At 34.9% G+C, this 25,275-nt stretch carries 20 protein-coding genes and 3 tRNA genes; 12 read left to right on the top strand and 11 right to left on the bottom strand.

Going from position 1 to position 25,275, the window contains the following annotated elements; genetic code table 11:
* The first annotated feature begins 94 nt into the window (after positions 1 to 94).
* From UABHE_RS26890 to UABHE_RS26850, 9 genes are all read left to right on the top strand, one after another.
* Positions 95 to 1,243, top strand: a complete 1,149-nt coding sequence (locus UABHE_RS26890; RefSeq protein ID WP_372366401.1) for a hypothetical protein — start codon at positions 95 to 97, stop codon at positions 1,241 to 1,243.
* Positions 1,244 to 1,300: 57 nt separating this feature from the next.
* Entirely contained in the window at positions 1,301 to 3,313 is a 2,013-nt protein-coding gene (locus UABHE_RS26885; RefSeq protein ID WP_372366400.1) for a protein kinase, read from the top strand.
* A gap of 176 nt (positions 3,314 to 3,489) precedes the next feature.
* Positions 3,490 to 5,985, top strand: a complete 2,496-nt coding sequence (locus tag UABHE_RS26880; protein WP_372366399.1) for an STAS domain-containing protein — start codon at positions 3,490 to 3,492, stop codon at positions 5,983 to 5,985.
* 9 nt (positions 5,986 to 5,994) lie between these two features.
* On the top strand, positions 5,995 to 7,887 hold the full coding sequence (locus UABHE_RS26875) for a PilZ domain-containing protein (RefSeq protein ID WP_372366398.1): 1,893 nt from the start codon (positions 5,995 to 5,997) through the stop codon (positions 7,885 to 7,887).
* A 66-nt stretch (positions 7,888 to 7,953) separates the two neighbouring features.
* On the top strand, positions 7,954 to 9,216 hold the full coding sequence (locus UABHE_RS26870) for an aminopeptidase P family protein (protein WP_372366397.1): 1,263 nt from the start codon (positions 7,954 to 7,956) through the stop codon (positions 9,214 to 9,216).
* Positions 9,217 to 9,273: 57 nt separating this feature from the next.
* Positions 9,274 to 9,346 (top strand) — tRNA-Thr (locus tag UABHE_RS26865).
* Positions 9,347 to 9,377: 31 nt separating this feature from the next.
* Positions 9,378 to 10,334, top strand: a complete 957-nt coding sequence (locus UABHE_RS26860; protein WP_372366396.1) for an RluA family pseudouridine synthase — start codon at positions 9,378 to 9,380, stop codon at positions 10,332 to 10,334.
* 1 nt (position 10,335) lies between these two features.
* On the top strand, positions 10,336 to 11,535 hold the full coding sequence (locus tag UABHE_RS26855) for a prolipoprotein diacylglyceryl transferase (RefSeq protein ID WP_372366395.1): 1,200 nt from the start codon (positions 10,336 to 10,338) through the stop codon (positions 11,533 to 11,535).
* Between the two features lie 19 nt (positions 11,536 to 11,554).
* Positions 11,555 to 12,370, top strand: coding sequence for a purine-nucleoside phosphorylase (locus UABHE_RS26850; RefSeq protein WP_372366394.1), 816 nt, complete (start codon positions 11,555 to 11,557; stop codon positions 12,368 to 12,370).
* A 70-nt stretch (positions 12,371 to 12,440) separates the two neighbouring features.
* Here UABHE_RS26850 and UABHE_RS26845 read toward each other — a convergent pair.
* The 6 genes from UABHE_RS26845 to UABHE_RS26820 form a co-directional block, all read right to left on the bottom strand.
* Positions 12,441 to 12,524: transfer RNA gene (locus UABHE_RS26845), tRNA-Leu, on the bottom strand.
* A gap of 7 nt (positions 12,525 to 12,531) precedes the next feature.
* Positions 12,532 to 12,604, bottom strand: a tRNA-Cys gene (locus UABHE_RS26840).
* Positions 12,605 to 12,743: 139 nt separating this feature from the next.
* Positions 12,744 to 14,336: a S8 family serine peptidase gene (locus tag UABHE_RS26835; protein WP_372366393.1), complete on the bottom strand. Its 1,593-nt coding sequence runs from the start codon at positions 14,334 to 14,336 to the stop codon at positions 12,744 to 12,746.
* Positions 14,337 to 14,679: 343 nt separating this feature from the next.
* Complete coding sequence (locus UABHE_RS26830) at positions 14,680 to 15,282, bottom strand: hypothetical protein (RefSeq protein WP_372366392.1); 603 nt, start codon at positions 15,280 to 15,282, stop codon at positions 14,680 to 14,682.
* On the bottom strand, positions 15,257 to 16,501 hold the full coding sequence (locus tag UABHE_RS26825) for a sterol desaturase family protein (protein ID WP_372366391.1): 1,245 nt from the start codon (positions 16,499 to 16,501) through the stop codon (positions 15,257 to 15,259). The genes UABHE_RS26830 and UABHE_RS26825 overlap by 26 nt, the downstream gene beginning before the upstream one ends.
* Before the next feature lie 9 nt (positions 16,502 to 16,510).
* Entirely contained in the window at positions 16,511 to 18,016 is a 1,506-nt protein-coding gene (locus UABHE_RS26820; protein ID WP_372366390.1) for a cellulose synthase family protein, read from the bottom strand.
* A 90-nt stretch (positions 18,017 to 18,106) separates the two neighbouring features.
* On the opposite strand from UABHE_RS26820, the gene queA reads away from it, so the two are divergent.
* On the top strand, positions 18,107 to 19,129 hold the full coding sequence (queA, locus tag UABHE_RS26815; RefSeq protein WP_372366389.1) for a tRNA preQ1(34) S-adenosylmethionine ribosyltransferase-isomerase QueA: 1,023 nt from the start codon (positions 18,107 to 18,109) through the stop codon (positions 19,127 to 19,129).
* Between the two features lie 387 nt (positions 19,130 to 19,516).
* On the opposite strand, the gene UABHE_RS26810 is transcribed toward queA, so the two are convergent.
* Positions 19,517 to 20,938: a HEAT repeat domain-containing protein gene (locus UABHE_RS26810; protein ID WP_372366388.1), complete on the bottom strand. Its 1,422-nt coding sequence runs from the start codon at positions 20,936 to 20,938 to the stop codon at positions 19,517 to 19,519.
* Positions 20,939 to 21,042: 104 nt separating this feature from the next.
* On the opposite strand from UABHE_RS26810, the gene UABHE_RS26805 reads away from it, so the two are divergent.
* Positions 21,043 to 22,164 (top strand): GTPase, encoded by a 1,122-nt coding sequence (locus tag UABHE_RS26805; protein ID WP_372366387.1) that lies wholly within the window; start codon positions 21,043 to 21,045, stop codon positions 22,162 to 22,164.
* Between the two features lie 92 nt (positions 22,165 to 22,256).
* Here UABHE_RS26805 and UABHE_RS26800 read toward each other — a convergent pair whose 3' ends face one another.
* Complete coding sequence (locus tag UABHE_RS26800; RefSeq protein ID WP_151969793.1) at positions 22,257 to 22,526, bottom strand: HU family DNA-binding protein; 270 nt, start codon at positions 22,524 to 22,526, stop codon at positions 22,257 to 22,259.
* A gap of 849 nt (positions 22,527 to 23,375) precedes the next feature.
* Here UABHE_RS26800 and UABHE_RS26795 point away from each other — a divergent pair.
* Positions 23,376 to 23,579 carry a hypothetical protein gene (locus UABHE_RS26795; RefSeq protein WP_372366386.1) on the top strand — a complete coding sequence of 68 codons (204 nt, stop codon included), beginning with the start codon at positions 23,376 to 23,378 and terminating at the stop codon, positions 23,577 to 23,579.
* Positions 23,580 to 23,669: 90 nt separating this feature from the next.
* On the opposite strand, the gene UABHE_RS26790 is transcribed toward UABHE_RS26795, so the two are convergent.
* From UABHE_RS26790 to UABHE_RS26780, 3 genes are all read right to left on the bottom strand, one after another.
* A complete protein-coding gene (locus UABHE_RS26790; protein WP_151969795.1) occupies positions 23,670 to 23,858 on the bottom strand; it encodes a hypothetical protein in 189 nt (62 codons plus the stop codon).
* 227 nt (positions 23,859 to 24,085) lie between these two features.
* The gene (ccsA, locus tag UABHE_RS26785; RefSeq protein WP_372366384.1) at positions 24,086 to 24,868 is read right to left on the bottom strand and encodes a cytochrome c biogenesis protein CcsA; all 783 of its coding nucleotides are present in this window, start codon (positions 24,866 to 24,868) and stop codon (positions 24,086 to 24,088) included.
* The gene (locus UABHE_RS26780; protein ID WP_372366383.1) at positions 24,856 to 25,194 is read right to left on the bottom strand and encodes a PadR family transcriptional regulator; all 339 of its coding nucleotides are present in this window, start codon (positions 25,192 to 25,194) and stop codon (positions 24,856 to 24,858) included. Before UABHE_RS26780 ends, ccsA begins: the two co-directional genes overlap by 13 nt.
* Positions 25,195 to 25,275: the final 81 nt, after the last annotated feature.

The following is a 25,275-nucleotide window of genomic DNA, read 5'->3' as shown; positions in this document are numbered from 1 at the left end:
AACACAATTTTATAGCATCTTAGAACTAGAAATCTAGATACATAGGATTTTTTAGAGTAATGAGCGGTTCATACTTAGACCCAGGAGTGTTAAGATGTCAAAGAGATTTTTCCTAACATTGATTGTCGTATTATTTAGTTTACAGATCGTTATTGCAGAAAAAAAGTCTCGTCGATGGAGACTTGATTTTGAGATGTTAGAAAAGCCTACAAGAATAATAGTTACGGAACCAGATGGGATACAAAATGTATACTGGTACTTTCGTTATATTGTAAGAAATGATACAGATCGAGATATAAATTACTCTATCAATATAAAACTAGTTATTGATAAGCCAGCTCCAGGGGTTACAGAAAACAAAGTACCTGAGTTGTTTTATGATGCGAAAATTCCGTATAGTGTTGAAAATAAAGAGAAATATATAACTTCTTTACAAAAGTACTACGATACTGATTTTCCAATTGCAAAAGAAGCCATCTACAAAAAATTGGGATTGCACCCTGTATTAACAGAAGATGAAACTAAGGTTTTAAGTGTTCTTGGAGATCAATTTACGCGCTCAACATTTGATATTAGCAAAGAAGTTAACCTGCCATATGTACAAGTTGAAGGAGCTCTTGAGAACTTGTTGGCAAAAAATTTGATTATTGGTTCCGAGATAGATGGAAGCCCTACATTTTTGAATAGTGGATTAACATACGCTAACTTTAGAATTGACAATTTCGAAATCACAAAGAAAAAAGGAGAAACTCTTTCTGGATGGGAAATTGTATCTTTTGCTAAAGGGGCAGTCATTATCAAAAAAGATGATGTTGTGAAGAAAGTAACGAGTGGATCAGTAATAGAGTATCGCTATTCGAGAAGTAATAAATCTCCATTTGAGAAAACTCAGTATTATCACGCTGGAATGAGTGCTAAAGGTAACTATTTGGGTCGTAAAGAAGGTGATGATAAACAGAAATATCGTTTTAAAAGAGACGTTATTAAGAAAAATTCTTCGCGACGCGGTATTGCTATTTTCTATGGTGTTTCTGCGGAAACTGATTTTATGGCCGTTGTTATCTCTGGCTTAGTGAATCCTATCGTTCGACGTTATAAAGTTGTGACCGCGCATAACGAAGTGCTGATGGTAGGGTATAAAATACCAGGCGATGAATTATCTATTCACAGAAAACAATTAGTACCTTTGTATAAAAAATGGGAAGTTCTTAGTACTCGTGTTGTTCGTACATATGACAAGTAAGTGATAGCAGATCGCTTAGATAACAATTAGATTAAATGCACACAAAAGGAACGTATAATGAATCAAACTACGGCAGGATTAGAAAATATCTCTTTTAATTCAGAATCCCGTTACTCAGTAGCTAAAAAAATTGGCGAGGGAGGTATGGGAATTGTTTTTTTAGCTGAAAAAGATACTGGAGGAGTTATTGACAATGTAGTTTGCAAATGTTTACGAACAATTAATCCTGAAGAAGAGGAAAAACTTAAGCAGGAAGCTAGTATCGCTACGATGTTACGCCATGAAAATGTTGTGAAGACATATGGCATGGAAATGGTTCCTATCGATTTATTACCGCAAGGAATGCAAGATTCTATGCGACGTAGTGCTCAAGGTGGTATACTTGATAAAATGAAAAAAGAAAGTGATAAGAAGTTACCTTTGCTTATTATGGACTACATCAAAGGAATTGACTTTCACTCTCTTTTAGTACAACATCTTAAAAAGAATTTACTTTTTCCTATTCCTTTAGCTGCATTTGTGATTAGTCGTATAGCAAGTGCTTTATCTTATGCACATACATATATTATTCACCGAGATATATCGCCAGAAAATATCCTTATTAGTGCTCAAGGTGTATGTAAACTCACTGACTTTGGAGTTGCTGTTTTAGCTGAAAAACAACCAGAGTACTGGGCTGGAAAATTGATGTACATGGCACCTGAGCAAATTTGCAATGATCCTATTGATGAACGAGCTGATATTTTTGCTCTAGGACTTGTAGCATATCAAGCGGTGACAGGCATTCCTTTGATGTATGCTTCTCCAAGGCTATCTTTTGAAGATCAAGCTCATGTGATTTACGGGCAGATGAAAAACAGTATAGTGCCACCTCATAGGGTAAGAAAAGACATTCCTAAAGAACTGTCGATGATTATTACTCGTATGCTTTCTTTTGCACCAGAGCACCGCTACCAAAGAGCATCTATGGTTGTGAATGATCTAGAAAAAGAATATTTATACGCTAAGGGTTTTGGCCCAACAAATAACAGCCTGGCGGCTTATATTGATATATTTAGTTTGGATTTCACTGAATATAACGAAGATCAGTTACAACAATTATCGTTCCTTAAAGATGATGACGGTCGAATTACTTTAAAGCGAACGCTTGATGTTGAAAATTATACCAAACTTGGTCAAAAACTTCTTGCTGACCGCAAAGATAGCTTAGTTGTTAGTCGTTTACGATCTCTCTGGGCAAAAGCGAAGAAGAAAACAACCACTAAAATTTCACAAGTAGAAGAGAAAGATCCATATTTAAAAGTAAAATACTTTGATAATGTTGTTGAAGCTTTTTCTCTAAAGCAAGGAAAAGTAACTGTTGGACGTAGTGCTCGTAACCTTGTTGTCTTACCAAGTAAGATAGTTTCTGGGCATCATGCCTGTTTCTATGTAGACGATCGTGGTGAAACTTTAGTAGAAGATTTAGCAAGCCATAATGGAACACTTGTTAATGCAAAACGAGTGGAAAGGAAATACCTAAACGAGGGGGATAAGATTCAAATTGGACACACAATTTTGTTTTTTCTTATGGAGCCCGCCAATAAATCTAGCGAGTTAAAGATTTCGATTAACGATAATATTAACATGGAAGATTTGAAAAATTGTAAAGACATTACTTTACAGTTTTTGGCTACAGAAGAAAATTTATCACAAATTAACGAAATTGTGGGAAATATATTGAGTTTTACTTCTATTGGAGCAATGAAGCAAAATGTTGTTCCTCCTGCTGTTTATGAAGCTGCGCGTTTGTTTTCAGGAGAAGTCACCAATGAATTTATGAGCTTGAGAATAGTTCAAGCGCGTAACTATATTTCTTTTAGGTGTAGTTCACCAAGCAAGAGTTTTGGTTATGAAACATTTTTAAGCGCTATTCATCGTAGAATGAATTCAAGTAATGGAGTGGGGGCATCTATACCAAGTTTAGAGCCTGAAGAATTAGCACTATCTCTTATATTAAAAGTATTTGATCGTATTGAAATATTCCGTTTTAGCCGCGAGATATTAATGACCAATTTTTTTAGTAACTAATGCACTAATATAGCATATACTGGTCAGGTTTGTTGTTCCTTATCTTTGTCGAATTCAGCGCCTTTAATATATTTATTGCGATTTGAAGATAATTTGAATGACAAGCCTATACTACTAATTAATTTGGAACGATATTAAAACTAGGCTTGTAACTATGAGTTGTGAAAGGTGTATTCATGTCATTGTCGTTTAAAGTAGAGAAAGAGCATCTCGCAAATGGTTCTACTGTTACAATTGCATATCTATCAGGTTTTATTGATATAAGAACAGTTAAAATTTTTGAAACGGAATCATTAAACCCTTTAACAGCAGAGGGAAGTAAGTATTTAATTCTTAACTTTTCTAACGTTGGTTATATGAATAGTACTGGACTTGGTGTTTTAGTAAAAGTTCAGGATCGATATAAAGAATCTGATGGTGATCTGATTCTGGTGAATGTCCCTCAAAAAATATTTGACTTATTTAAAATGCTTGGTATGGATACGATTTTAAAAGTTGAAAAGACAAATAAAGATGCTTTGGATAGTTTACCCTTTCCACTACTACCACAGATTCCTGATATACCAGCCGATTCTTCTGAAATGTTGATGGAATCAGGTGATTTATTAGCACCACCACCAATGGATATACCTTCAAATGCTGTTGGGGGATTAAATAATATTTTTATGACACCTGACCCTGTTTCCGCCCCTGAGCCAATTGTTATTCCTTCACCTACTCCAGAGGTAAATGAGAATAATGAACCGGGTAATATTGAGTTTCCTGCTCCTGATAACTTTAGTGGCTTTAATCCTTTTGAGGTATCGAATGAAGATGCTCGTATCGGAGAAGCGACATCCATAGATAATGAAGCGCTTGGAGGAAGCGACGGAGAAGAAAGTAGTGGTATTACTATTTCCGCTAGTGATGAGTTTTCTAACGATAGTGGATTTGGTGATGTAACTGTTGGCAGTGAATTAACGAATAACTTAGGTCTTCCAGGAGGTGGTATTGAAATCTCAGATAAATCACCTGGAGTGAGTGATACCTGGGAAGCAACTGTTGATGAAAGCGCTGCAGAAGAAGTTCCAAGTCTTGAAACTCATGATTCATCTCCTAATAATTTTGAAGATGACAATATATCTGCTGAAGATGAGTATGACGATGAAGACGATGAGTTTGATGAAGATGATGAAGATGATATGGCGATATCTGAGCTTGATATGACGGCTGAAGATGACCTAGATGATATTGTCGATATGGAAGATCATTTTCGTAGCGGAGTACCAGCTAAAAAAGCTTCTGTTGATTTACCAAACCCAGCAGGAATTGACTTAGGTAGTGGATCTAATATTGAAGAAAAAAAGACATTTGATGTTGCTGGAAATGTAGAAGAAGTTGATATTTCCGTTTCTCCTGTAGTTGAAAAACATGGAGAGCAGACAGATATTTACGATGAAGAGGATGAATCGTCTGCTGAAATGGCGGTTGATGAAGATTTTGATGAAGCTTTTGAGGCCGAAGAAGAAGATAAAGAAATTAGTGCAACAGAGCCGGCAGATCTTGCACCCGTGCTACCTACTGCAGCGACAGTTCCTGTTAATACTATTGGATCTAAAGGCAATACTGTAGTAGAAGAAGTTAATAAAGAAAGTGTAGCAGAAAAAACTTTTGGACAAATTAATGAGTTTGGAAATGCTCAGAACGAAGTTTTTGACGGTCTTGATGAATCGGAGAAAGAAAAAGAAGAAATTACTAATGAGCCTGCTGAAATTCAAGAGAACAAAGCAAAAAAGAAATTAGAAGAAGTTGTAACTGGTCGAGATGAAGAAGATGCTTTATCTATGCCTGCTGAGGCTATATCAACAAATGTTACTTCACAAATGCCCGAATTTCCTTCTTCCGAAGAAAAAAAAGAAATGGAAGATATAGTGGATGCAGTTAACGATGTAGAGGAGGAAGCTTCTCAAGCAATTGTGGCTGTTTCTGGAACAACAGAGAAGATGGAGCAAATAGAGAAGCCTGAACAAGTAGAAAAATCAGATCAAGCAAAAAAACCGCGCGTAGAGACTTACTACAAGAGAAAAATAGTTGTTCGTTACTATGAGAAAATGAATCCACTCAAATCTTTTCCTTTACTTGTCGCTTTTTCGAAAGAGAAATTGCAAAAAATAGCTATGGACTATGTTGCGCAGGAAGAGTCTCGTTCAGAAATAAATGTAAAAAAATCTAAACCTGAAGTGACTGTAACTCCTTCATTAAAAGGTTGTACCGTGTATCCCCCTTCTATGCGTATTGATATTAGTCCAGAAATGACTACTGCAGAATTTTGGGTAACACCGATTGTTGAAGGTGAAATAGTTGGAAATATTGAAATTGCATATTCTGGCGAAGTGATAGAGAATATTTCTGTTACAAGTAGTTGTGTAAAACAAACCTGGGCAAAAGTGAGTGCATTAGGTGCTATTACTATTCCAATGGTTTCGTTTTTACTTGAAGGACTTAACTGGAATTTATCGCAGACAACTTGGAATTTAATACCCAAATTAATTAAGCAAATTGAAATGAGTGTCGGACTTTCGAATTTCGGCGTAATAATGGGTGGGATTTCTATTATTGCTGGTGGAGTAATGTATTCTATAACTAAGCCAAAAGAGGCAGATGAATTAGAACAGTTTTTTTCTACAAATTAAGGCGAGTACATGGCGAAAAAGAAAGATTTAGGAGAGCTAATACAGATTCGTTATCTCGCGAAAAGAGATACATTAAGTAAATTCCAAAAGATTTTACGAAAAGTATTTACTGAAGAGAAAAGGAACCTCGTTGTTGATATGGTCACAGCTCCCGAAATAAGCAGTGATTATTTGAATCATTTAACTTTTCTTACGCAAGCATTGAAAATGCAAGGATATTCAATTACTTTTATTCTCGATCCTAAAAATTACCACACTTTAAAACAGACAGACCAATCTAAACTTTATATATTTGAGATAGGTACTGTAGTTTCTAATAATGAAATTACATCAATGATTAATGAAAACACCCAATCGCAATTAGAAGTTCCTGGTGTTCTTATTGAAAAAAATCAGGTATTTTTAGAAGATGATTTTGACCATGAATATTTAGAAGACCATATTGGTCAAATTATTAAGGTATTTGGTAGTATTATTGTTGATGTTACAGAGCTGACTTCTATTCCAAGTACCTTAATACACCTGTTTATTTTGCAAACAATACAACACAGTAGTGTTTTTATTATCAAGGTTAATGAAGTCCAGCATAATCTAATATCAAAAAACCCACAAGCCGCCATACTTAACTTGCGAAAACCAGCAAGTGAACCGCCAGCTTTCAAATTAAATATGTCTGATCCTGCACTACCTGCAATAGTTGCAGAAGAAGATGAGCTAGAAGAAGCTCCCCCTTCTGCTCCAAAAGAAGAGGATGATGCTATTGCTTTTAAGTTGGTGGTAAATACTTTAGAAGTAGGAATGATCTCGCCAGAGCAATATGTTGCGCAACTCGATGATTATATTCATTTGTTGAATGACTGTGGTAATCATGTTTATATTGACTTGAGTGAGGTTAAGATTCTTGATTTGAATGTGTGGAAAAAATCTTTAGAAATATATTTGGAAATGGCTATTACAGGCAAAGTTTTAGGTTTTAAGATGTTAGAAAACCAGAAGCCTGATTGGGAAAAATGGATTCCATCTGCTGAAGTTGTAGAACGAAAAGTGAATGAAGAACCGCAGTTCAATATTGCAGGATCTCGTTTAGAAGTCAAATTTGTTTCGCCAATGCTTTTTGTACAAGAATTTCCTACTTATTTCCAAAAGCTACTCTCCACAGGAAATAAATCTATTGCAATTGATATTTCTAATCTAAAAGAGCTGTCTACTCCTTGTATTGAAATACTTGTTTTAAGTTATTTAGATTGTGTTGGACGTGGCCTTAGTATGATACTACGTATATCGCCTGAAGTAGAAGATTTATTTAAAAAGTCAGGTCGCGGTAAAACCTTGCCTCTTGAGATTGTCAAGCCAGAATTTGCGCGTAGAGTGAATCACTTTTCTGGCGGTAAAGTCAAGGGAATTGACATGAGTAAAATCAATGCGGCGATAGCAGAGGATAAACTGACAAATAAGGTATTAAAAAAAGAGTTTGAGAGTGTTCATATAGAAGCGCGAGGATCTTTGCAGAATTGGGAGCCAGTACCGGCGAGTCATGAACAACAAGAAAAATATTCAGGCGCTGAAAGAAGATTAGAGCGTCGTTATCATGGAGAAGATGTTGAAGTTTCATTTGCACGAGGAACACTGGGAAAAATAAATGACCGGCGCTATAAAGCTGAGAATATCAGTCAATCAGGTATATCGTTTGCTTCTACTTCCCAGCTCTCTAAAGGTGAGCCGCTGCGATTAAAGCTATTTTATGAAAAGAACCCTGGAGTTGAAGTTGCTGCAACTGTTATTTGGTGTTCACCGGTTTCTTCACAAGCATTGTTTCGTATGGGGTTGAAATTTAGTAATCCTAGTGCTGTAGCAAAATCTAGAATAATGGAAATACTACAAAAGATATACCGTAATAAATAAGGGACACAATAGCGAAATTTTACTAGGAATGTTCTTAACTTATCGCTCTGATAATTGAGGTATTAAATGTTTAGTTCAAATAGAAAAAGATTTGCAGAAAAAATAAATAATGGTATCGCGATTCTTTTTTCTGGTGATATAACTCACCACCCTAATTCAATGAAAGAAGTTTTTCGCAGCGACAGCAATTTCTATTATTTAACCGGTCTTGATGAAGTGGGCTATGTTGCTATAGTGACGGCAAATAACTATTTTCTGTTTGCGCCTGCTCCTGATCCAATGATGAGTTTATGGGAGCGCAAGATGCCTTCATTCTCAGAAATAAAGGCACAGTCTGGCGCTGACGAAGTTTTTGATATAAAAACATTTGATGAGAAATTAGACGAATATCTTTTAGGACGTGAGACTTTATATTACTCCTTAGGTTGTAGTAGCGATATTGACAAAATACTTCTCCGTAAACTTACACGTTTGCGAAAAAAATCATCGCAAATAGTTCCTTATAATATTTGGGATTTGAATGATGTAATGCAAGAACTTCGTATCATCAAGTCACCTGGTGAAATAGACAGAATTCGCCGTGCTGCCGAGGTAACAGCAGCAGCTTATAAAGCAGTTTTTAGCTATGGAAAATCGGATTGTTTTGAATATGAATTAGAAGCGACTTTACACCATATTTATAGAACAAATGGATGCGATAACGCATTTCCTGCGATTGTTGGAGCAGGATCAAATGCAACTACACTACACTATAATGATAACAATATGCAGATAAAGGCTGGGGATTTTGTTCTGGTGGATAGTGGAGCTGAGTACCAACATTATTGTGCTGATGTCAGTCGTACTTGGCCTATAAATAAAAAATTCACAGATAGCCAGAGAATGATTTATCAAAAACTGCTTGATGTTCAAAAAAATATTATCGCCAAAATTAAGCCGGGAGTTGTTATTGATAAGTGGGTAAATGATATAGATTACATGCTTGCCGAATGTATGGTTGAATTAGGTTTTCTCAAAGGAGATATTTCGCAGATTGTTGAAAGAAAAGAACATAAAAAGTACTATCCCCATTCATTTGGGCATTGGCTCGGGCTGGATGTTCATGATGTTGGAAATTCATATTATCGCGGTAAATCTCGCATTTTTGAATCTGGAATGGTTTTGACTGTTGAACCTGGATTGTACATTCAAAGCGATGATGAAAATGTCCCAGCAGAATTCCGTGGCATGGGACTACGTATAGAGGATGATATCTTAGTGACAGACTCTGGACACGATGTTTTAACTAAAGATATTCCTAAAGAAATAGATTTCTTTGAAAATCTATAAAAATCTTTTTTGCATTCTTGACAAATATAGATTTTTTTGTTAATAATTACACCGAAAGCCACTCTAGCTCAGCTGGCAGAGCGAGGCATTCGTAATGTCTAGGTCACCGGTTCAAGTCCGGTGAGTGGCTCTTCCCAAACTTTTTCAAGCCTATAAAAAATATGAAAAGACGCTACAATTTTACGGTTACCGCCGAATACCAAGGATTCACAATTGAAGAATACCTACATCAACACCTTCATCAATTTCCAAAGAGCACTGTTAAGAAATTCATTTACGATGGGTTAGTTAAGATAAATGGCTCTGTTGTAAAAATTCATCGTCAAATAAGAGAAAAGAACGAAATTTCCATACTGTTACCAAAAGAAAACAAAGAATATAAACAACAAAACCTCAAAATAGAAGTTTTGTATGAAGATGAGGGGTTTTTAGTTGTAAATAAACCACCTTTAATTGCTGTTATTCCTGAGAGATGGTCTCACGACACTTTATTTCGCGATTGTATTCGTGATCATTTAAAGAATGATAAGATTATTCCACGTATAGTTCATCGTATTGATAAAGAAGCTAGTGGAGCACTTATTGTTGCGAAAAATAAAGAATTCGAACGTTACTTCAGCGGCCTTTTTGCAAAACGCGAAGTGAGAAAGAAATATTTAGCAATTGTTGCTGGAACACCAGCAGATTCGGGAACAGTCAACCTTCCTTTGAAGCAAGTATCTAATAAAAGTACACGTATGATGGTGGAAGAAGAACAAGGCAAAAAAGCGATTACTCATTTTAAAGTAGTTGAATTTTTCCGTGATTTTGCGTTACTAGAAGTAGAAATTGAAAGTGGTCGTACTCATCAAATACGTGTTCACATGGCATCCCAAGGAACACCTTTGGCTATTGATTCTTTGTATGGTTATCGCAACACTCTAAAACTTTCTGATTTAAAATCTTCTTACTATCATAAAGAAGAGCGTCTAGAGAAACCTATTGTTTCAAGATTAACATTGCATGCTAGTGAATTAGAGTTTTTACATCCAGGTAAACAAGAAAAAATTACGGTTACTGCTCCTTTATTCAAAGATTTCGAAGTTTTTCTTAAAAAACTACGTAAATATCGGTCATGATATGTACCCATTTGTAAAACTTGGTTTTCTTCAAGTACAGTCTTTTAGTTTGCTTTTAGCTATAGGAGCGCTTTTGGCTGTATTTGTCGCTTTGAAAAGTTTTTCGCGCTACGATCTCCCACTCCATAGTGTTTTTCATCTTGCAACAATTTCTATTATTGCTGGTACAATAGGCTCTCGTTTATTTTACATAATAGAGTTTTATGAGCAGTACCATTGGCAAATGTTCAATATTTTCGACGGTGGGTGGCGACTATGGGGCTTTTTTTTAGGAGCCACTATTTTTATATCGCGGCGCTACTATACCTTATTAATCGCAACAACCATCACTTTTTACTTTCGTTCTAAACAAATCTATATCCTACCTATTTTTTTGACCATAGCTATCACGTTGTTTTTTCATGCAATTTACGCAAAAAAATATACTTCGTTGCGGAGAAAAAGTACATATATTGGAATGCTTGTGTGTGGTATTTTTTTTGCGAGAATTATGTTTTTATATGAATCTTTCGATCTGTATTCGTGGGGAATTTTTAAATTGCATCGCGGGGGAATGACTGTTTATGGAGGCCTTTTATTATCTTTACTATGTTGTGGCCTTTACGTTTTAAAATATAAAATGCCTTTGCGAAAAACATTTGATATTTTAATCACAGTTACTTTCTTAGCTTTGGCATTTGGACGTGTAGGTTGTTTTATGAATGGATGTTGTTTTGGTAAGGATTGTCAAGCGACAGTGTTTTTTTCGAATCAATTTCCCACAAATTCTCCTAGTGGTTTTCATCATTTAAATGGGCTGAATATTTATTATTTGTGGAATTCATATACTCCAGAAGCTAAGTCACTTTCTTCTTTTTTGGAGATGTTACCTAAAGCGTTTAGTGAAGATCTTCGCCATAATTTTTTTCCACGCGTATATGCAACTCAGTTAATATCAGCAATATATAATATGATTATTTTTCTATTTTTATGTTTTTTGCTCCCAAGAAAAAGATACGACGGCCAGGTATTTCTTTATGGAATTTGTTTTTATTCTGTTTGCCGATTTTGCGTTGAAATGTTTAGGGGAGATAATCCACTAATAATAGAAGGACTCACTGGAGCACAGTGTATTAGTTTTGCTCTGTTTAGTGTTAGTGTTAGTTTAAGTTTATTTAATGCATATTCTTGTCATAAAAAACGCTTACAAAGCGCTGTATGATAACTAGAAAAGAGATATAATGGACACAGAAAAAAAAATACAAGATGCGGCCTCATATGTACGCGAAAAATACGCTACACCACCTCAAATAGGAATTATATTAGGTTCGGGATTTAGTTTTTTCCAAGAGCATTTACAAAACTCTACGGCAATTGCCTATAAGGAAATACCAAATTTTCCGGTTTCTACTGTTGAGGGGCACGCAGGCAATCTAGTGCTTGGAAAATGTGGTGAAAAACATTTGTGTGTTATGGCTGGACGCTTTCATTACTATGAAGGTTATAGTATGCAGGATATTACTTTTCCTGTGCGAGTAATGGCTTCTTTGGGAATTAAGACACTTGTCGTTACAAATGCTGCTGGTGGGGTTAACAAAGCATATGATGTGGGAAATTTTGTATTGCTGAAAGATCATATTAATTTACTCGGAAGTAGTCCTTTGCGAGGTAAAGAAACTTTTGGCCAGCGTTTTGTTGATATGACTCGTTGTTATAGCGGTGATTTACGTGAGGCAGCTTTAGAAACAGCTAAAAACCATGATATAATCTTACACGAGGGAGTCTATGCAGCAACACACGGTCCTAATTTTGAAACCCCAGCTGAAATCAAAATGATGAGGGTCTTAGGCGCTGACTTAGTGGGAATGTCAACAGTACCAGAAGTTATTGTTGCGAGACAATTACAGCTAAAAATACTTGGAATTTCTTGCGTTACTAATATGGCTGCGGGAGTGTTAGACCAGGAATTATCTCATCACGAAGTAATGGATACCATGGATAAAAACCGTCAAAAGTTTGTTGGTTTTATTGACGAATTAATTTCGCAAAAGTTATAAATAGTCATACCGAGTAGAAACATTCATTCCAAAAAAAAAAGGAATAAAAGCAATGCTTTTATTCCTTTAGTAGGCGAGGCGGGGCTCGAACCCGCACAGACCGAAGTCCATTGGATTTTAAGTCCAACGCGTATACCAATTCCGCCACTCACCCGATCTTGAGGTGGCACCCGGATTTGAACCGGGGATGGTGGATTTGCAATCCACTGCCTTAGGCCACTTGGCTATGCCACCTTCACTGTGCATGAAGAATTATATTGTATTTTTTATAAATGTCAAGAAGAAAAAATAAGAAAAACTATAATAAGTCAAAAAAAAAGACACCACAAATTTGTGGTGCCTCTTTTCAACTACTCTAGATAACTAGTGTTGACTACCATAGGCTGATAGTTACAACAATAGTTCCTTTTCCGTTTTTCTTAGAAGTTCCAGCAGCTTTACCTTGAATAGCATGCTTGCCACCACTAACTTTAACGCTAACTTTTTCTTTAACGTTAGCTTTAACTGCACCTTCTTTAACAACATTGCCATCAATAGAGATTACAGCATTGTCACAAGAAAAATCAGCTTTTAGACCAGTGATTGTTACTTCGAAAGGAGCGTCGATATCTTTAGTGAAATTAACGTTACCATCAACGATGTCAACTTCAATTTCTTTTTCTAAACGCATTGTGCTTGCATTTCCACGAGTGTTAACACCCATTTCAACTAGAGCCATTGTTGCATTTAGAGCGTTAGGAACGTCGATGCAGCCTTCACCATGAACGTTAACTTGCTTTGTTCCTTTAGCAGTGCTCATTAGAACTTTCTTGATAGCTGCAGGATTCATTCCTGAGTTTGCACTCAAAAGAACAGCACATAGTCCAGCAACGTGAGGTGTAGCCATAGAAGTACCAGAAATAGATCTTGTTCCGTTACCAATCCATAGAGACATTACGTTTACACCAGGAGCTGTGATGTCTGGCTTTTGAAGACCTTTTTGTGTTGGTCCACGACTACTGAAACGAGCGATAGTTCCACCTTGTTGAATAGCACCAACTGTGATAGCAGGTTTTTCACAACCAGGAGTACCAATTGTTTTTGCAGAAGCACCACTGTTACCAGCAGCAATTGCACAAGGGATGCCAGCAGCAATTGCGTTGCGAACAGCGCGTGCAGCAGGGTTATCGAAACCGTTGTCAGTTCCACCAAGGCTCATGCTAATAACATCAGCATTTTTTGCTGCATACTCAACACCACCAGCAACAGATGTCCAGCTACCAGAACCAGAAGCACTAAGAACTTTTACGCCAATTAGTTTAGCGCCAGTTGCAACACCGTATTGTGGACTTCCAACTGTTCCAGCACAGTGAGTTCCGTGACCGTTACCATCTTCAATTCCTTCACCAGAGATGAAAGATTTACATTTGCTTTTGATAACTTGACCAGGAGCGAAACCTGAGTGATTAGTTTGGATACCAGTGTCAACAATCGCAACAACTACGCCGTCGCCTTTGTGACCTTTGTTTTGAGCAGCTCTAATGTGATTTAATCCCCAAGTAGCTCTTACTTCTTCACCAGCAAGCGGATCGATCATTGTTTGCTCAGCGTCTAAAGTAAGACTGTAGATGTCACTGTGTAGAGCTAGTTCTTGAACAGCGCTAGATGCAGCTTTGATAGAAATACAGTTTGACATATCAAACTGAACTATTTCGCTAACAGTACCTTCGCTTTGTAGTTTAGCGCATAGGCCTTTTACAAAGTGTTGGTCAGCTTCACACTGTTGTGCAAGAACGTCTAGGACTTGTGCTTTGTTAGCACCACGTGTTGCTTCAACGTTTGCATCTTTTTTCAAAGTTACAATAACTTGTAAATCACCACGTTCGGTGTTCATTGCATTCTGTAAGTCTTGGCCAATGATTGCGTCTGCGAACATTGGAGTAGCGCATACAGCAAGAACCAAAAGAATGGATAGAAATTTTTGCATTAATAATTTCCTTTTTGAGAGAGTTTTGTACATTGAGAACGATTCAATGTATCACTTTTAACATTCTACAATATTTTCTTTTTGATTTTAAGTAAATTCTTTGCTTCGGTTATAAGCAAATTTAATGCCGTATAGCTTTTTTTGCAAAAAAAATGATGATTTATTTTTGTTTGGGATATCGAAGGAATCGAGTTACTTTGTAGTAGACGGCTCAAAAGTAAAGAATATAAAATTTAATTTTAAAAACATTATCTTAAATCACTATTATTGTTTTGAGGATACTTACTTTGTGTATTTTTTTCTAGAGTGTTACATTTTGTAATATTGTGATTGAATAGGCAATTTAGTTATCGTTTTGTTGTCTCCACTCTAATAATACCCTATCTCCTCCTTCTGTAGTAAAGCATTCCCATTTTGTTTTGTTAATAAATATAAATTCTGCTTTTTCTAATAAAGAGATTGTTAAGCGTACTTGTCCCCCTTTGTAACGAAACTCGTGTTTACTGTAGATTTCTTTAACAGCGGTACCTTTTTTTGACATTTTAAGTATTTCTATGGCAAGATCAAGTGAGTAACTACTACTTTTTAGCTGAAATAAATCAAATATATCTTGGGCATTTTGGTTCACAAAATTTGGGACTATCATGGAAGCATTTAAAATCATGTGGTATTTAGAAAGGTTAGTTTTTTCATGTTCTTTTGGCTGATAATGTTTACACATAATCATTAGGGCAATAAAACCGATAACAAAAAATGGAGTAAATTCATCCCATGGTATAGGGTCTATCTTACGTTTTGCCAAAGCAACATTGACGGCAACGAAAGAGATGCCGTAAAAAAGCAGTGTTAGAACAGTGGCGATAATAACTCCAAAAGTAGATGATATAATTATATCTTTTTCTATTCCTTTAAAACCTTGTTCAAGTTTTTTCTTTGCTGAATGCATTATCACTCCTTTTTGTAGGCCATTTATATTGTATCCAAAGACTAAAGAGAGTTGCTACAATAAATACCGTAAAAACGATAGGAAAAAACATTGGACTATTGTAGTAATGGACTGTAGTAAAAATAGCTATAGAATATAAGCGCAATACTTCTGTGTAAACAGCCCAAGTTTTTTTGTCAAAAATTCCTCCTATGTTGATTAATGATACAATAATTAAAGTGGCTATTGCATATTTTTCATAGTGCATATTTTTCATTTGGCTTAACAAATATAAGGTACCAATTGTTGTCATTGCAAATTGAAGTGTTGCATAAATAGAAATATTTAACGGAATTTTAGGGTCGTATTTATCGTACAACGTAGAAGGATCGGGAGCATTTTCTTCTGGCATTTTACGCGGACCCCATCCTGGAGGCATAAACCAAACTTTTACTTTATCTATGAAAAAAGGACTGCGAATAGACAATTTTCCCAAGTGTAAAAAATAGCTTAGATTCGCCCAAACGGGATTCCAGCTTTTGAGTGGAGTAAGAACACCATATGCTGGGTGAATATCTTCTTTTTCAAAGGAACCGAATAAGCGGTCCCAAATGATAAAAATGCCAGCATAATTTTTATCAATGTATTGTTCGTTTTTTCCATGATGGACTCTATGGTGAGAAGGAGTATTCATAAACCATTCCAGTGGTCCCATTGTATTAATTAATCGCGTATGAATCCAAAATTGATATAAAGTATTCGCTGATTTTGCAATTAAAAACATTGCAGGAAGAAATCCAAACGCCGCCAAAGGTAAATAGAAAATAAAAGTAAAAAATGGTTGAAGTGTTCCTTGGCGTAAGGCTACGGAAAGATTAAATTCCTCACTTTGATGGTGAACCGCATGCCCAGCCCAACCAATAGCTGTTGTATGGGAGAAACGATGCGCCCAGTAATACAGGAAATCAACAAGAATAAACAAAATAGTCCAGGAAAGTAAGGATGGCTCAATATTGAAGATATGCCAATTCTTTGCTACAAAAAATTCAAATATGAGAACATAAATACCGAACAAGAATGTTTTTACAAAAGCAAGTATTACTTGTTCTAATACTCCGCAGCTTAGATCATTTATTGAGTCGTTTAATCTGTATACTTTTTTTCCTTCTATCTTGGCAGCGATAATCTCAATAACCATGAATAAGAAAAAAACGGGTATTGCCCAAACAATGTAATTCATATGATTTCCTTAACAAGCTTCTTTTAGTTGATTTACTTCACCTGTTTCTATGTGGGCATTCTTATGAGAAATAGTAAGTTTTTCCCAAAGAGTTACTGCTGCCATATACGAATATCCATAAAAAAATAAAAGCAAGAAAGGTATTGCAACATAAGCTTTGATTGTATAAGCGGAATAAATAATAAAAGCAAAGTATGTGGCCAATGATAACTCTATATATGGTAGTATATTGTGTTTTACTTTGTAACGGCGAGATGTTTTTTCTTGGCTATTTTTAGCATTGTATTTTGGGGTTCTTACAAATCCGGTTTTGTGATTAAAAAGCGCTTCAAGTACTGCTTTACTGTTACTGATACAAAGCCCTATACCAATGGCTGTTACAAAAGGTAAGTATTTAATTCGATGTAACCATTTTTTGTGTATTTCTATTTGCGAAGCCGCATAGAAACTATTGATAGAAATAGTTGCAGCAAGAAATAGAGGGAGATCTATAAGAAGTAGAGTGTACCAACCGCTTTGTGCACGATATACAAGAGCTGGGAACATCAATAGTGAAAACAAAAACATCAAAAGATATACGAAATTGTTGGTAAGCTGGATGAACGCTTCCACCTTTGCTTTGAATGGCACCTGGCTTTTTAGTATGGGAATAAGAAGTTTTTTGCAAACTTGAATTGTTCCTTTTGCCCAGCGATGTTGTTGGCTTTTGAATGCACTAATTGTCATCGGAAGTTCTGCTGGGGCTACTGTGTAAGGTAAGAAAATAAATTTCCAATCTTTGATTTGAGCGCGAAAAGATAAGTCCATGTCCTCAGTCAGTGTATCGTGTTCCCAACCACCAGCATCTATTATTGTCGTTTTACGCCAGATACCTGCTGTACCATTAAAATTAAAGAAACGCCCACTGCTATTGCGAGCAGTTTGTTCTATCATAAAATGGCCATCTAGAAAAATAGATTGAACTTCTGTAAGAAGTGAGTCGTGTCGGTTTATATGTTCCCAACGAGTTTGAATTAGCCCAACCTTGTCGTCGGTGAAGTAATGTACTGTATTGTGCAGAAAATCAGAACAAGGTAAAAAATCGGCATCAAATATAGCAATGAAGTCACCCGTTGCTGTTTTCATTCCATTTTCTAGGGCACCTGCTTTAAATCCAGAGCGATCTTTACGATGAATATAACTTATGTTTACTTCTTGTTCTTGATATTCTTCTACCTTTTTTTGGCAAATATTGTTTGTTTCGTCTGTTGAATCATCTAGAACTTGTATTTCTAATAGTTCTTTTGGGTAGTCTATTGCTACAATACTGTCAATTAGTCTTTCGACGACGTACATTTCGTTGTATATTGGAAGTTGAATTGTAACGCGAGGCAATATCTCAAATTTTTTTCTTGGTTTTTGGGGTTGCCTTTTGTATTTGTAATACAAATATAAAAGTTGGTAACGATGAAGGCCATATGCGGATAAAACACACAGAATAACAAAATAAAGAGTTAATAATATTTCACGAGACATTACTCAAATCCTTTTTAGTGAACATATTCGTAGAGATGGGCATTACCTATTCGAATAAGCTATTTTTATTAAAAATTACAAAGGTTCATCATGAATTTATCTGAATTTGATTATGAATTACCTCAAGAACTAATCGCCCAAGCTCCTGTTGTTAATAGAGTTTCTTCAAGATTGATGGTTTTAGATCGTTTTAAAAAAACAATTAATCATCATTCTTCTTTTAGTGAAATAGTTGAATATTTCCAAGAGGGAGATATTCTTATAATAAATACAACCAAAGTTCTTCCAGCAAAGCTAATTGGCCAAAGAACAACGGGCGCAAGAGTTGAAATGCTAGTTATAGAGATGGATGATTATAGAGCTAAGGTGTTTATAAAAACACGAAAAAGACCATCTATCAATGAATGTTATCATTTTGATGACTATAACGTAGTGGTCGTTGAACGTCAAGAACAACATTGGGTTGTTGATTTTGGCAAACATAAGGTTATGGATATACTAAACGAATTAGGTGAACCTCCACTACCGCCATATATAAAGAGAAAAAATATTGTTTCTCCTGTTGATGATCAAGACCGTTATCAAACTGTTTATGCAAATGAACTAGGTGCAATTGCTGCGCCAACTGCGGGTTTGCACTTTTCTGTGGATCTCTTGGAGCAGCTCAAAAAGCGCGGAGTGATAGTTAAAAACGTTGTTCTTCACGTTGGTTTAGGAACTTTTTTACCCATGCGTACAGAAAATATACTGGAACATAAGATGCATGAAGAATATTACAGTATACCCGTAGAAACAGCAAATATTCTTAACAAGGCTTTGATCAATAAAAAACGTATTATTTGCGTTGGAACGACTTCATGTCGAGCAATCGAGAGTGCAACAAACAATGGAGTTGTAAAAAAACAAAATGGAATTACGGATATATTTATATATCCAGGGTATCACTTCCAAGCAATGCAAGCTCTTATTACTAATTTTCATCTACCTAAAAGTACTTTATTGTTATTGATTTCTGCTTTTGCAGATAAAGATTTTATATTACGTGCTTACAACGAGGCTATAAAAGAAAAATATCGTTTTTTTAGCTACGGGGATGCAATGTTTATTTTATAGTTATTACAACTGCTATCTCTTGTTTTTGGATTAGGTTCTTAACCAAAATATCGTGATTGTTGTCTGTAGTCGTTTAAAAATAGAAAAGTTTACATTTTTTCTAAAAAAGACTAGGGCGTGTCATCATTCAAAATATTGTGTGTTTTTTCGAGCCCGAGCCTGTTTGCGAGCCCGTTTGCGAAACTTTCACTAACAATTTATCAAAGAAGCAAAGTTTCTTTTTCCATCGCAAAAAACTAGTATTGAACCAATAAATCACTTTCTGTCGCTCTCAAAAAGTTTTCGGGCGCGGGCTCGCAAACGGGCTCGGGCTCAATACTACTGGCGTATCATTAAATGAATCCGTTATATTTTTATCTGTATTGAATGATAATACGCCCTAGTTAATTACCAGTTTTCCATATCATCGATTTCAATATCTTCTTCTAGCATTATTTCGTCATCATCTTTTTCTGGTTCTACATTCTTATTTTCTTCTTCTTGTGTTTCGTTTGTTTCAAGTTGTTTATCTTCTTGTTTATTTTTACTTTCCGAGCTTTTCGCTTCTAGTACATCTTTAATTTTATCGTGAAGTTCATGATCTGTACTTAGTTGGTTAACTATTTTTTTCAATGTATTGTGTGCAGAGGAATAAACGTATTCATTTTCGTCTTGAATTAAAGTTATCACACTTTCAATTGCTTCTGATGATAAATGCCCAGCGAATTTTCCTAAAGTAGTAGCGACTTTATAACGAACAAACCAATCTTCATCGGTTGTTTTTTCTGCTATTTTCTCAATTGTTTTGGTCTTTTTTATATGCCCGAGAGCTTCGGCTGCATACCCTCTTACTTCAGGAGATTCATCTTCCAATAAAGATATGATTATATTGGTGGCTGAACCTACTCGTAGTTTTCCCAGCGATTCTACCGCTGATCTACGTACATTAGGATCTTCGTCGTATAATAAACTTTTTAAGGCTTCTTTTGTGCTGCGTTCACCAAATTTTCCCAAAACTATAGCGGCTTGAGAACGTACATCAGCATTTTTATCTCCCAACATCTCAATGATTGTGTCAATCGCTTCTGTTGTTGCGTGTTTGCCTAAGAATTTTATTGCTTGTGAACGAACACGAGGAGAAGGATTGGCTAGTATTGATATTAATGAAGAAAATGTGCGATCATTCTCGCGATGAACTACATTTGTTCTAGCGGCAATTTCGCTGAATAAACTTGGATTATCAGCATCAATCACTGGTTTCAGCATGCTCATTGTTCTTTCCTGTGCCGAAATTTTTACAACTTTGATATAACGACGAATAGAAAAAAATATGGGAACTATACATATAAAAAATGCAATGAGTAATTGTATCTCTATCGAAAGCATTAACATAACTACTATGATCAGGGATATTATAGCTGAAATAAAGAGCGTTTTCGCTGTTTGTTTGTAAACGTAGGCGTTATTAATAGCCGCTAGTATACGATTACTACTTCCTGAAGTGTCAAGAGAGATCATTTGAAAATGAGTAAATAACGAGTGAGCGATAAAACTACAAATTGTGGAAAAAAATATTAAAGTACAACTAATTGATAATGTTACAGTAATTATACGCTCAGAAATAATAGGCAAGTTGTTTTGGTGAATAGAAAAAAAACTAATTAATGCAAAACTTCCTAGAAAAATCGAAGATATAATAAGTAAAAAATTTTCTTCGTAAAATTTTTGAGAAAGAGTAGTATAGTACTCTAGTTCTTTTTTAGAAAGTTTTTTGTCTTGATGATTAACATCAAGACCAAATTCTTGTTGTAAATATTTGTGGAAATCCATGATTCCCCCAATGTTGTTGTGTTAGTTTGGCAGAGAAAATACGGAAATTTTTGCATTGTATTGTTTTTCATGTAGTGCTGCAACAAAAAAGCTAGAAAGTAAATATGTCTTTTTACGAAAACAAAGCGGCTTTAGTCACTCCGCATGGGCAAGGTGGAGTTGCTGTAGTCCTTGTTGTGGGAGATAAAATAAATGAACGTTTGTCACCTTTTATTTCAATACCAAAGAAAATAAAACCAAGCAAGCGAATTTATTATGGTACGCTTTATGATCACAATCGAGAAATTATTGATCAAGTGTTACTACGTTGTTTCCTATATAAGGGTGTTTGTGCGATTGAAATTTGTTGTCATGGTGGTCTTGCTATTGTAGAAGCTATTTTCCAATTACTAGAGAGTATAGATGTTTTTAAAGTCGATTTTTTGGCTGAAAAAGAGAATATAGTGTTACAAAATTTTATTTGTAGTAAGACAGATGTAGTTGCTAAAATATTTGCTTATCAATTAGATGGTGTGTGGGATTCTTTTCTCGATAAAATTAATTATGCTATAGAAAATGGCGCCATTGAAGAAGCAATTATCATGTTAGAATGTAGTTTGAAGAGTTTTGCTATTTTTCGAGCAATATCTGAACCTCAATCTATTGTTATTGCAGGAAAACCAAATAGTGGCAAGTCGACTTTGATGAACCAACTTGTTGGTCGCGAACGGGTTATTGTTGACTCTATTCCTGGAACTACAAGAGATGCAATCAAGGTTTTGGTTTCTATAAACGGTATACCTTTTTATGTATATGATACAGCAGGAATACGCTGCTCTAGTGATGTCGTTGAAAGTATGGGGATTGAAAAAACTTTATCGATGTTAGACACAGGAAATAAAATTTTGTGGGTGATTGATGCATCGCAACCGTTTTCTTTTGAAGATATCCCTGAGAATGCCTTGGTTCTTCTTAATAAAATAGATGTCGATGAGGCGTTTTTGCCTGAATATGAAGGAAAGTATCATAATGCACTACGTATTTCAGCAAAAGAAGGTCATGGAATTGAAAAGATAGCAGAACACTTTATTGCTAATGTTGGTGATGTGCACAAAAAATTTCCAATGATTATGAGTGAAGAGCAATATTATTTAGTCATTGAAATAGTAGGATTTTTACGCAATAAAAATATAGAACAAGCACGATTGCTACTTGGAAGTACCTGTTTTTGTTTTTCTTGGGACTAAAATAATGTACTCCTAAACAAAAAATTCCCATAGAGCTATGGGAATTTTTTAGTACTAAAAGTAACTAATTTTACTGGGGTGTTAAGCAAAGACTAGAGTCTTTCTTTTAAACCTTTACCAGGTTTGAAGCTTACAGTTTTAGAAGCTTTTATTTTGATAACTTCGCCAGTTTTAGGATTGCGTCCCTTACGAGCTTTTCTCTTTTTAACTGTAAATGATCCGAAACCGATTAGTTGAACAACACCATCTTTTTTAAGACCTTTTTTTACAGACTCTATAACCGCATTTACTGATCTCTCAGCGTCTGCTTTTGACTTTTCCATCTCTTTTGCAACAGCCTCAATTAGTTGCTTTTTATTCATGCATAATCTCCATACATTTTTTTATTATATTTGCGATTAGTTACCTTTGGTTTTGGGATCTTACGTAGGTAACCATCATAAACTATCATAACCACAAAGTAATTATACGCTCCTCAGGCTGTTAGTCAATGTTTTTTTTATTTTTTTAAGTATGACCATTTTTTAGGTACGAATATTAATAGTTTTAGCTACCTGTAAGGCTAAGAAAAAACTGCTACAATTTTAAGTATATATATATAAGTAGTTTAGAAATTCAACTTGTCTGCTTGCGACCCAGTTTACTCTGTAGGTTTTATAAAAAAGTAGTTTAGGGCTATCTATTAAAAAAAGTTCGTAAAAAAAAGAACACAAAAAGTATTCTAAGAAAATGGTAAAAGCTCTAAAAAGTAGTGTATAAAAGAACTATATACTTTTTGCAGGAAAAACAAAAAATGCATAGCTGTAAATTAAAAGTTCGAAAAAAAAAGAACTTTTTTCAAAAAATACTTTTTTATAAAAAAAAAAATATAAAAAAAAATGAGTATAGTAAAGTATTTAATTATATAAAATATGTTAATTTTTGTATAACGAGTGCTATTTTAGGGAGTAGTGAGGCACTTTGAAAGTTGTGCTTTGTAAAAGAAAAGCAATGATAAAAGAAAATTTCTAAAAATTGAGTAACTATTTTTATCAGATCACTTAAAGAACAGTAAGGCTTAAGAAATGTTTGAGTAGCATACTATTGTTTTATTTGTTATAAATAACTCAAGTTGAAAATCACTTTTGTCGGAACACTTATCCTGTTGGATTGAGATGATCTCGTTAATTTTTTACAAATTTGGTGGTTTTAAAGTACTAAGGAGGTTTGAAATGGTAACAACTTGGAATACTAATAAATATGCAGGTAATGGTTATAAATTACTTATTGTTATAGCAATAACTACTGTTATGTTTATTTGTCACAATGTTTTTAAACTAGAGTTTTTCTTTTGGGCAGGTATTGTGAGTAGCGTTTTCTTTTTCTGGTATGTAACACTTGCTTTGTTTGCTGCAGCGGAAAAAATTAGTCAATGAGTAAAGTTGTTTGAGATTATTTAGTAATTTTATGTCCCTGATTTATTCAGGGACAAGACTTACTTTTTTTGAATCTTCGGCATTTCGGTATTAGTTGTGATAAGGATCATCCCAATCATAGTTCCAAAAATGTCTATCAATGAACTTATGAATTTCTACATAGTCTTGATAAATAGCTTTTCTATGAGCGCGACGGTGTTCTGGACTACCGTGGAAAGGGCATCCTACAAAAATAAATGCCGAAGAGAATAGAAGAAGAAGAATAAAAATCTTTTTCATGGTTTCCCTTCCTAAAGAATACATACAATCTAAATTTACTAGCCATTACCGCAGGCAAGCGAAAATGTAACTTTTATATTCTGGCTATGTTACCAAATTCCAATGCAACTTCCAATAAAAAAAGTTACAAAACATTTCTCCACTTAGACTTGTCCTCTTTTTTTTATGAATTTGAACTTGTAAAATAAGGGCTGCTAATACATGATTTAAGTGATCAGTGGCTTAAATTATTCTTTAATTAGTGAGTATTTTTGGCTATTCGTAAAGTAAAAATAGCAGATGAGCATTATTTGTGAAATGACGAATGATACAAGTAAAATATTTTGTGCAGCAACAGGGACAAACCAAGATAAACTAACAACTATGTTACCAATGATCCCATAAGTAATATGATTTAGCTTAGGTGAATTTCTTAAATATACAATGGCAGCACACCACACAAGGCAAATTAAACCTCCTATTTCTTTCGCATCTCCTCCCCACATTCTTCCGATATTTTGTTGTGCCCAAATTGTACCACTGACAAATGCTACTAGCATGGAGAAAAGAGCTAAGTAATAAAGTTTATGAGATATCTGTTTGAGTTTTTTTTGGGAGTAATTGTTTGCGTTTCGACGAAAAACGTTACACACAGAGAAGAAGCCTACAAGGAATACAGTTGTGTAAGCTATAATGATAGTTGCCACATGTATACTCAATAATATTTCTTTTTGAAAAATGCGTGGTAAAACAACAAGCCAGAATAAGGCAATACAAACAAAACCGAAACCGTATATGCTATAATCCGTAGTAGATAGAGAATAGGTTTTTGCATATTCTTGCTTCAGATTTTCTTGCGATCCTAGTTTTTTCACCGCCATTTCCCATGCTTGTTGTTTATCTACATTTTTTAAATTTTGACACTCGTTTCTTAGATGATCTTCTAGCTCATCAATAATTTCAGTTGTAAACGTTTCGCTAGTGGACAGTTCTTGACGCCATTCTTTGATTTTATTTTCTAAGTCAAACATTTATTTCTCCATAAATTTTTCAACATCGAATCAACTATACTCCATTGTTGTTGATATTCACTTAGGGCTTTTTTGCCTTCCTCGTTGAGTTCATAGTATTTTCGCTTTCTTTTTTCGTGTTGCTTCCAAAAAGATTTTATATAACCTTTATGCTCCAAACGGTGAAGAACGGGATAAAGCATGCCATCTGTCCAATTTATTTGACCGTCAGATAGCGATTTTACTTTTTGGATAATCTCATATCCGTAACTGCTACCATTGGTTAACAGCGAAAGAATAATCGATTCGGAAGATGCAGCTACCAATTCTTTTTTTATTTTGTGCATATGAATATCCTTAAAATATACATAGAGGATCTATGCATATAGATATTATACATAGATCCTCTATGTAAGCAATGATATTTT

The sequence above is a fragment of the Candidatus Uabimicrobium helgolandensis genome, assembly GCF_041508025.1.
Taxonomy (GTDB): domain Bacteria; phylum Planctomycetota; class Uabimicrobiia; order Uabimicrobiales; family Uabimicrobiaceae; genus Uabimicrobium; species Uabimicrobium helgolandensis.
Note: the sequence above shows the minus strand (reverse complement) of the source record. Positions and strands in the feature narration are given on the sequence as shown.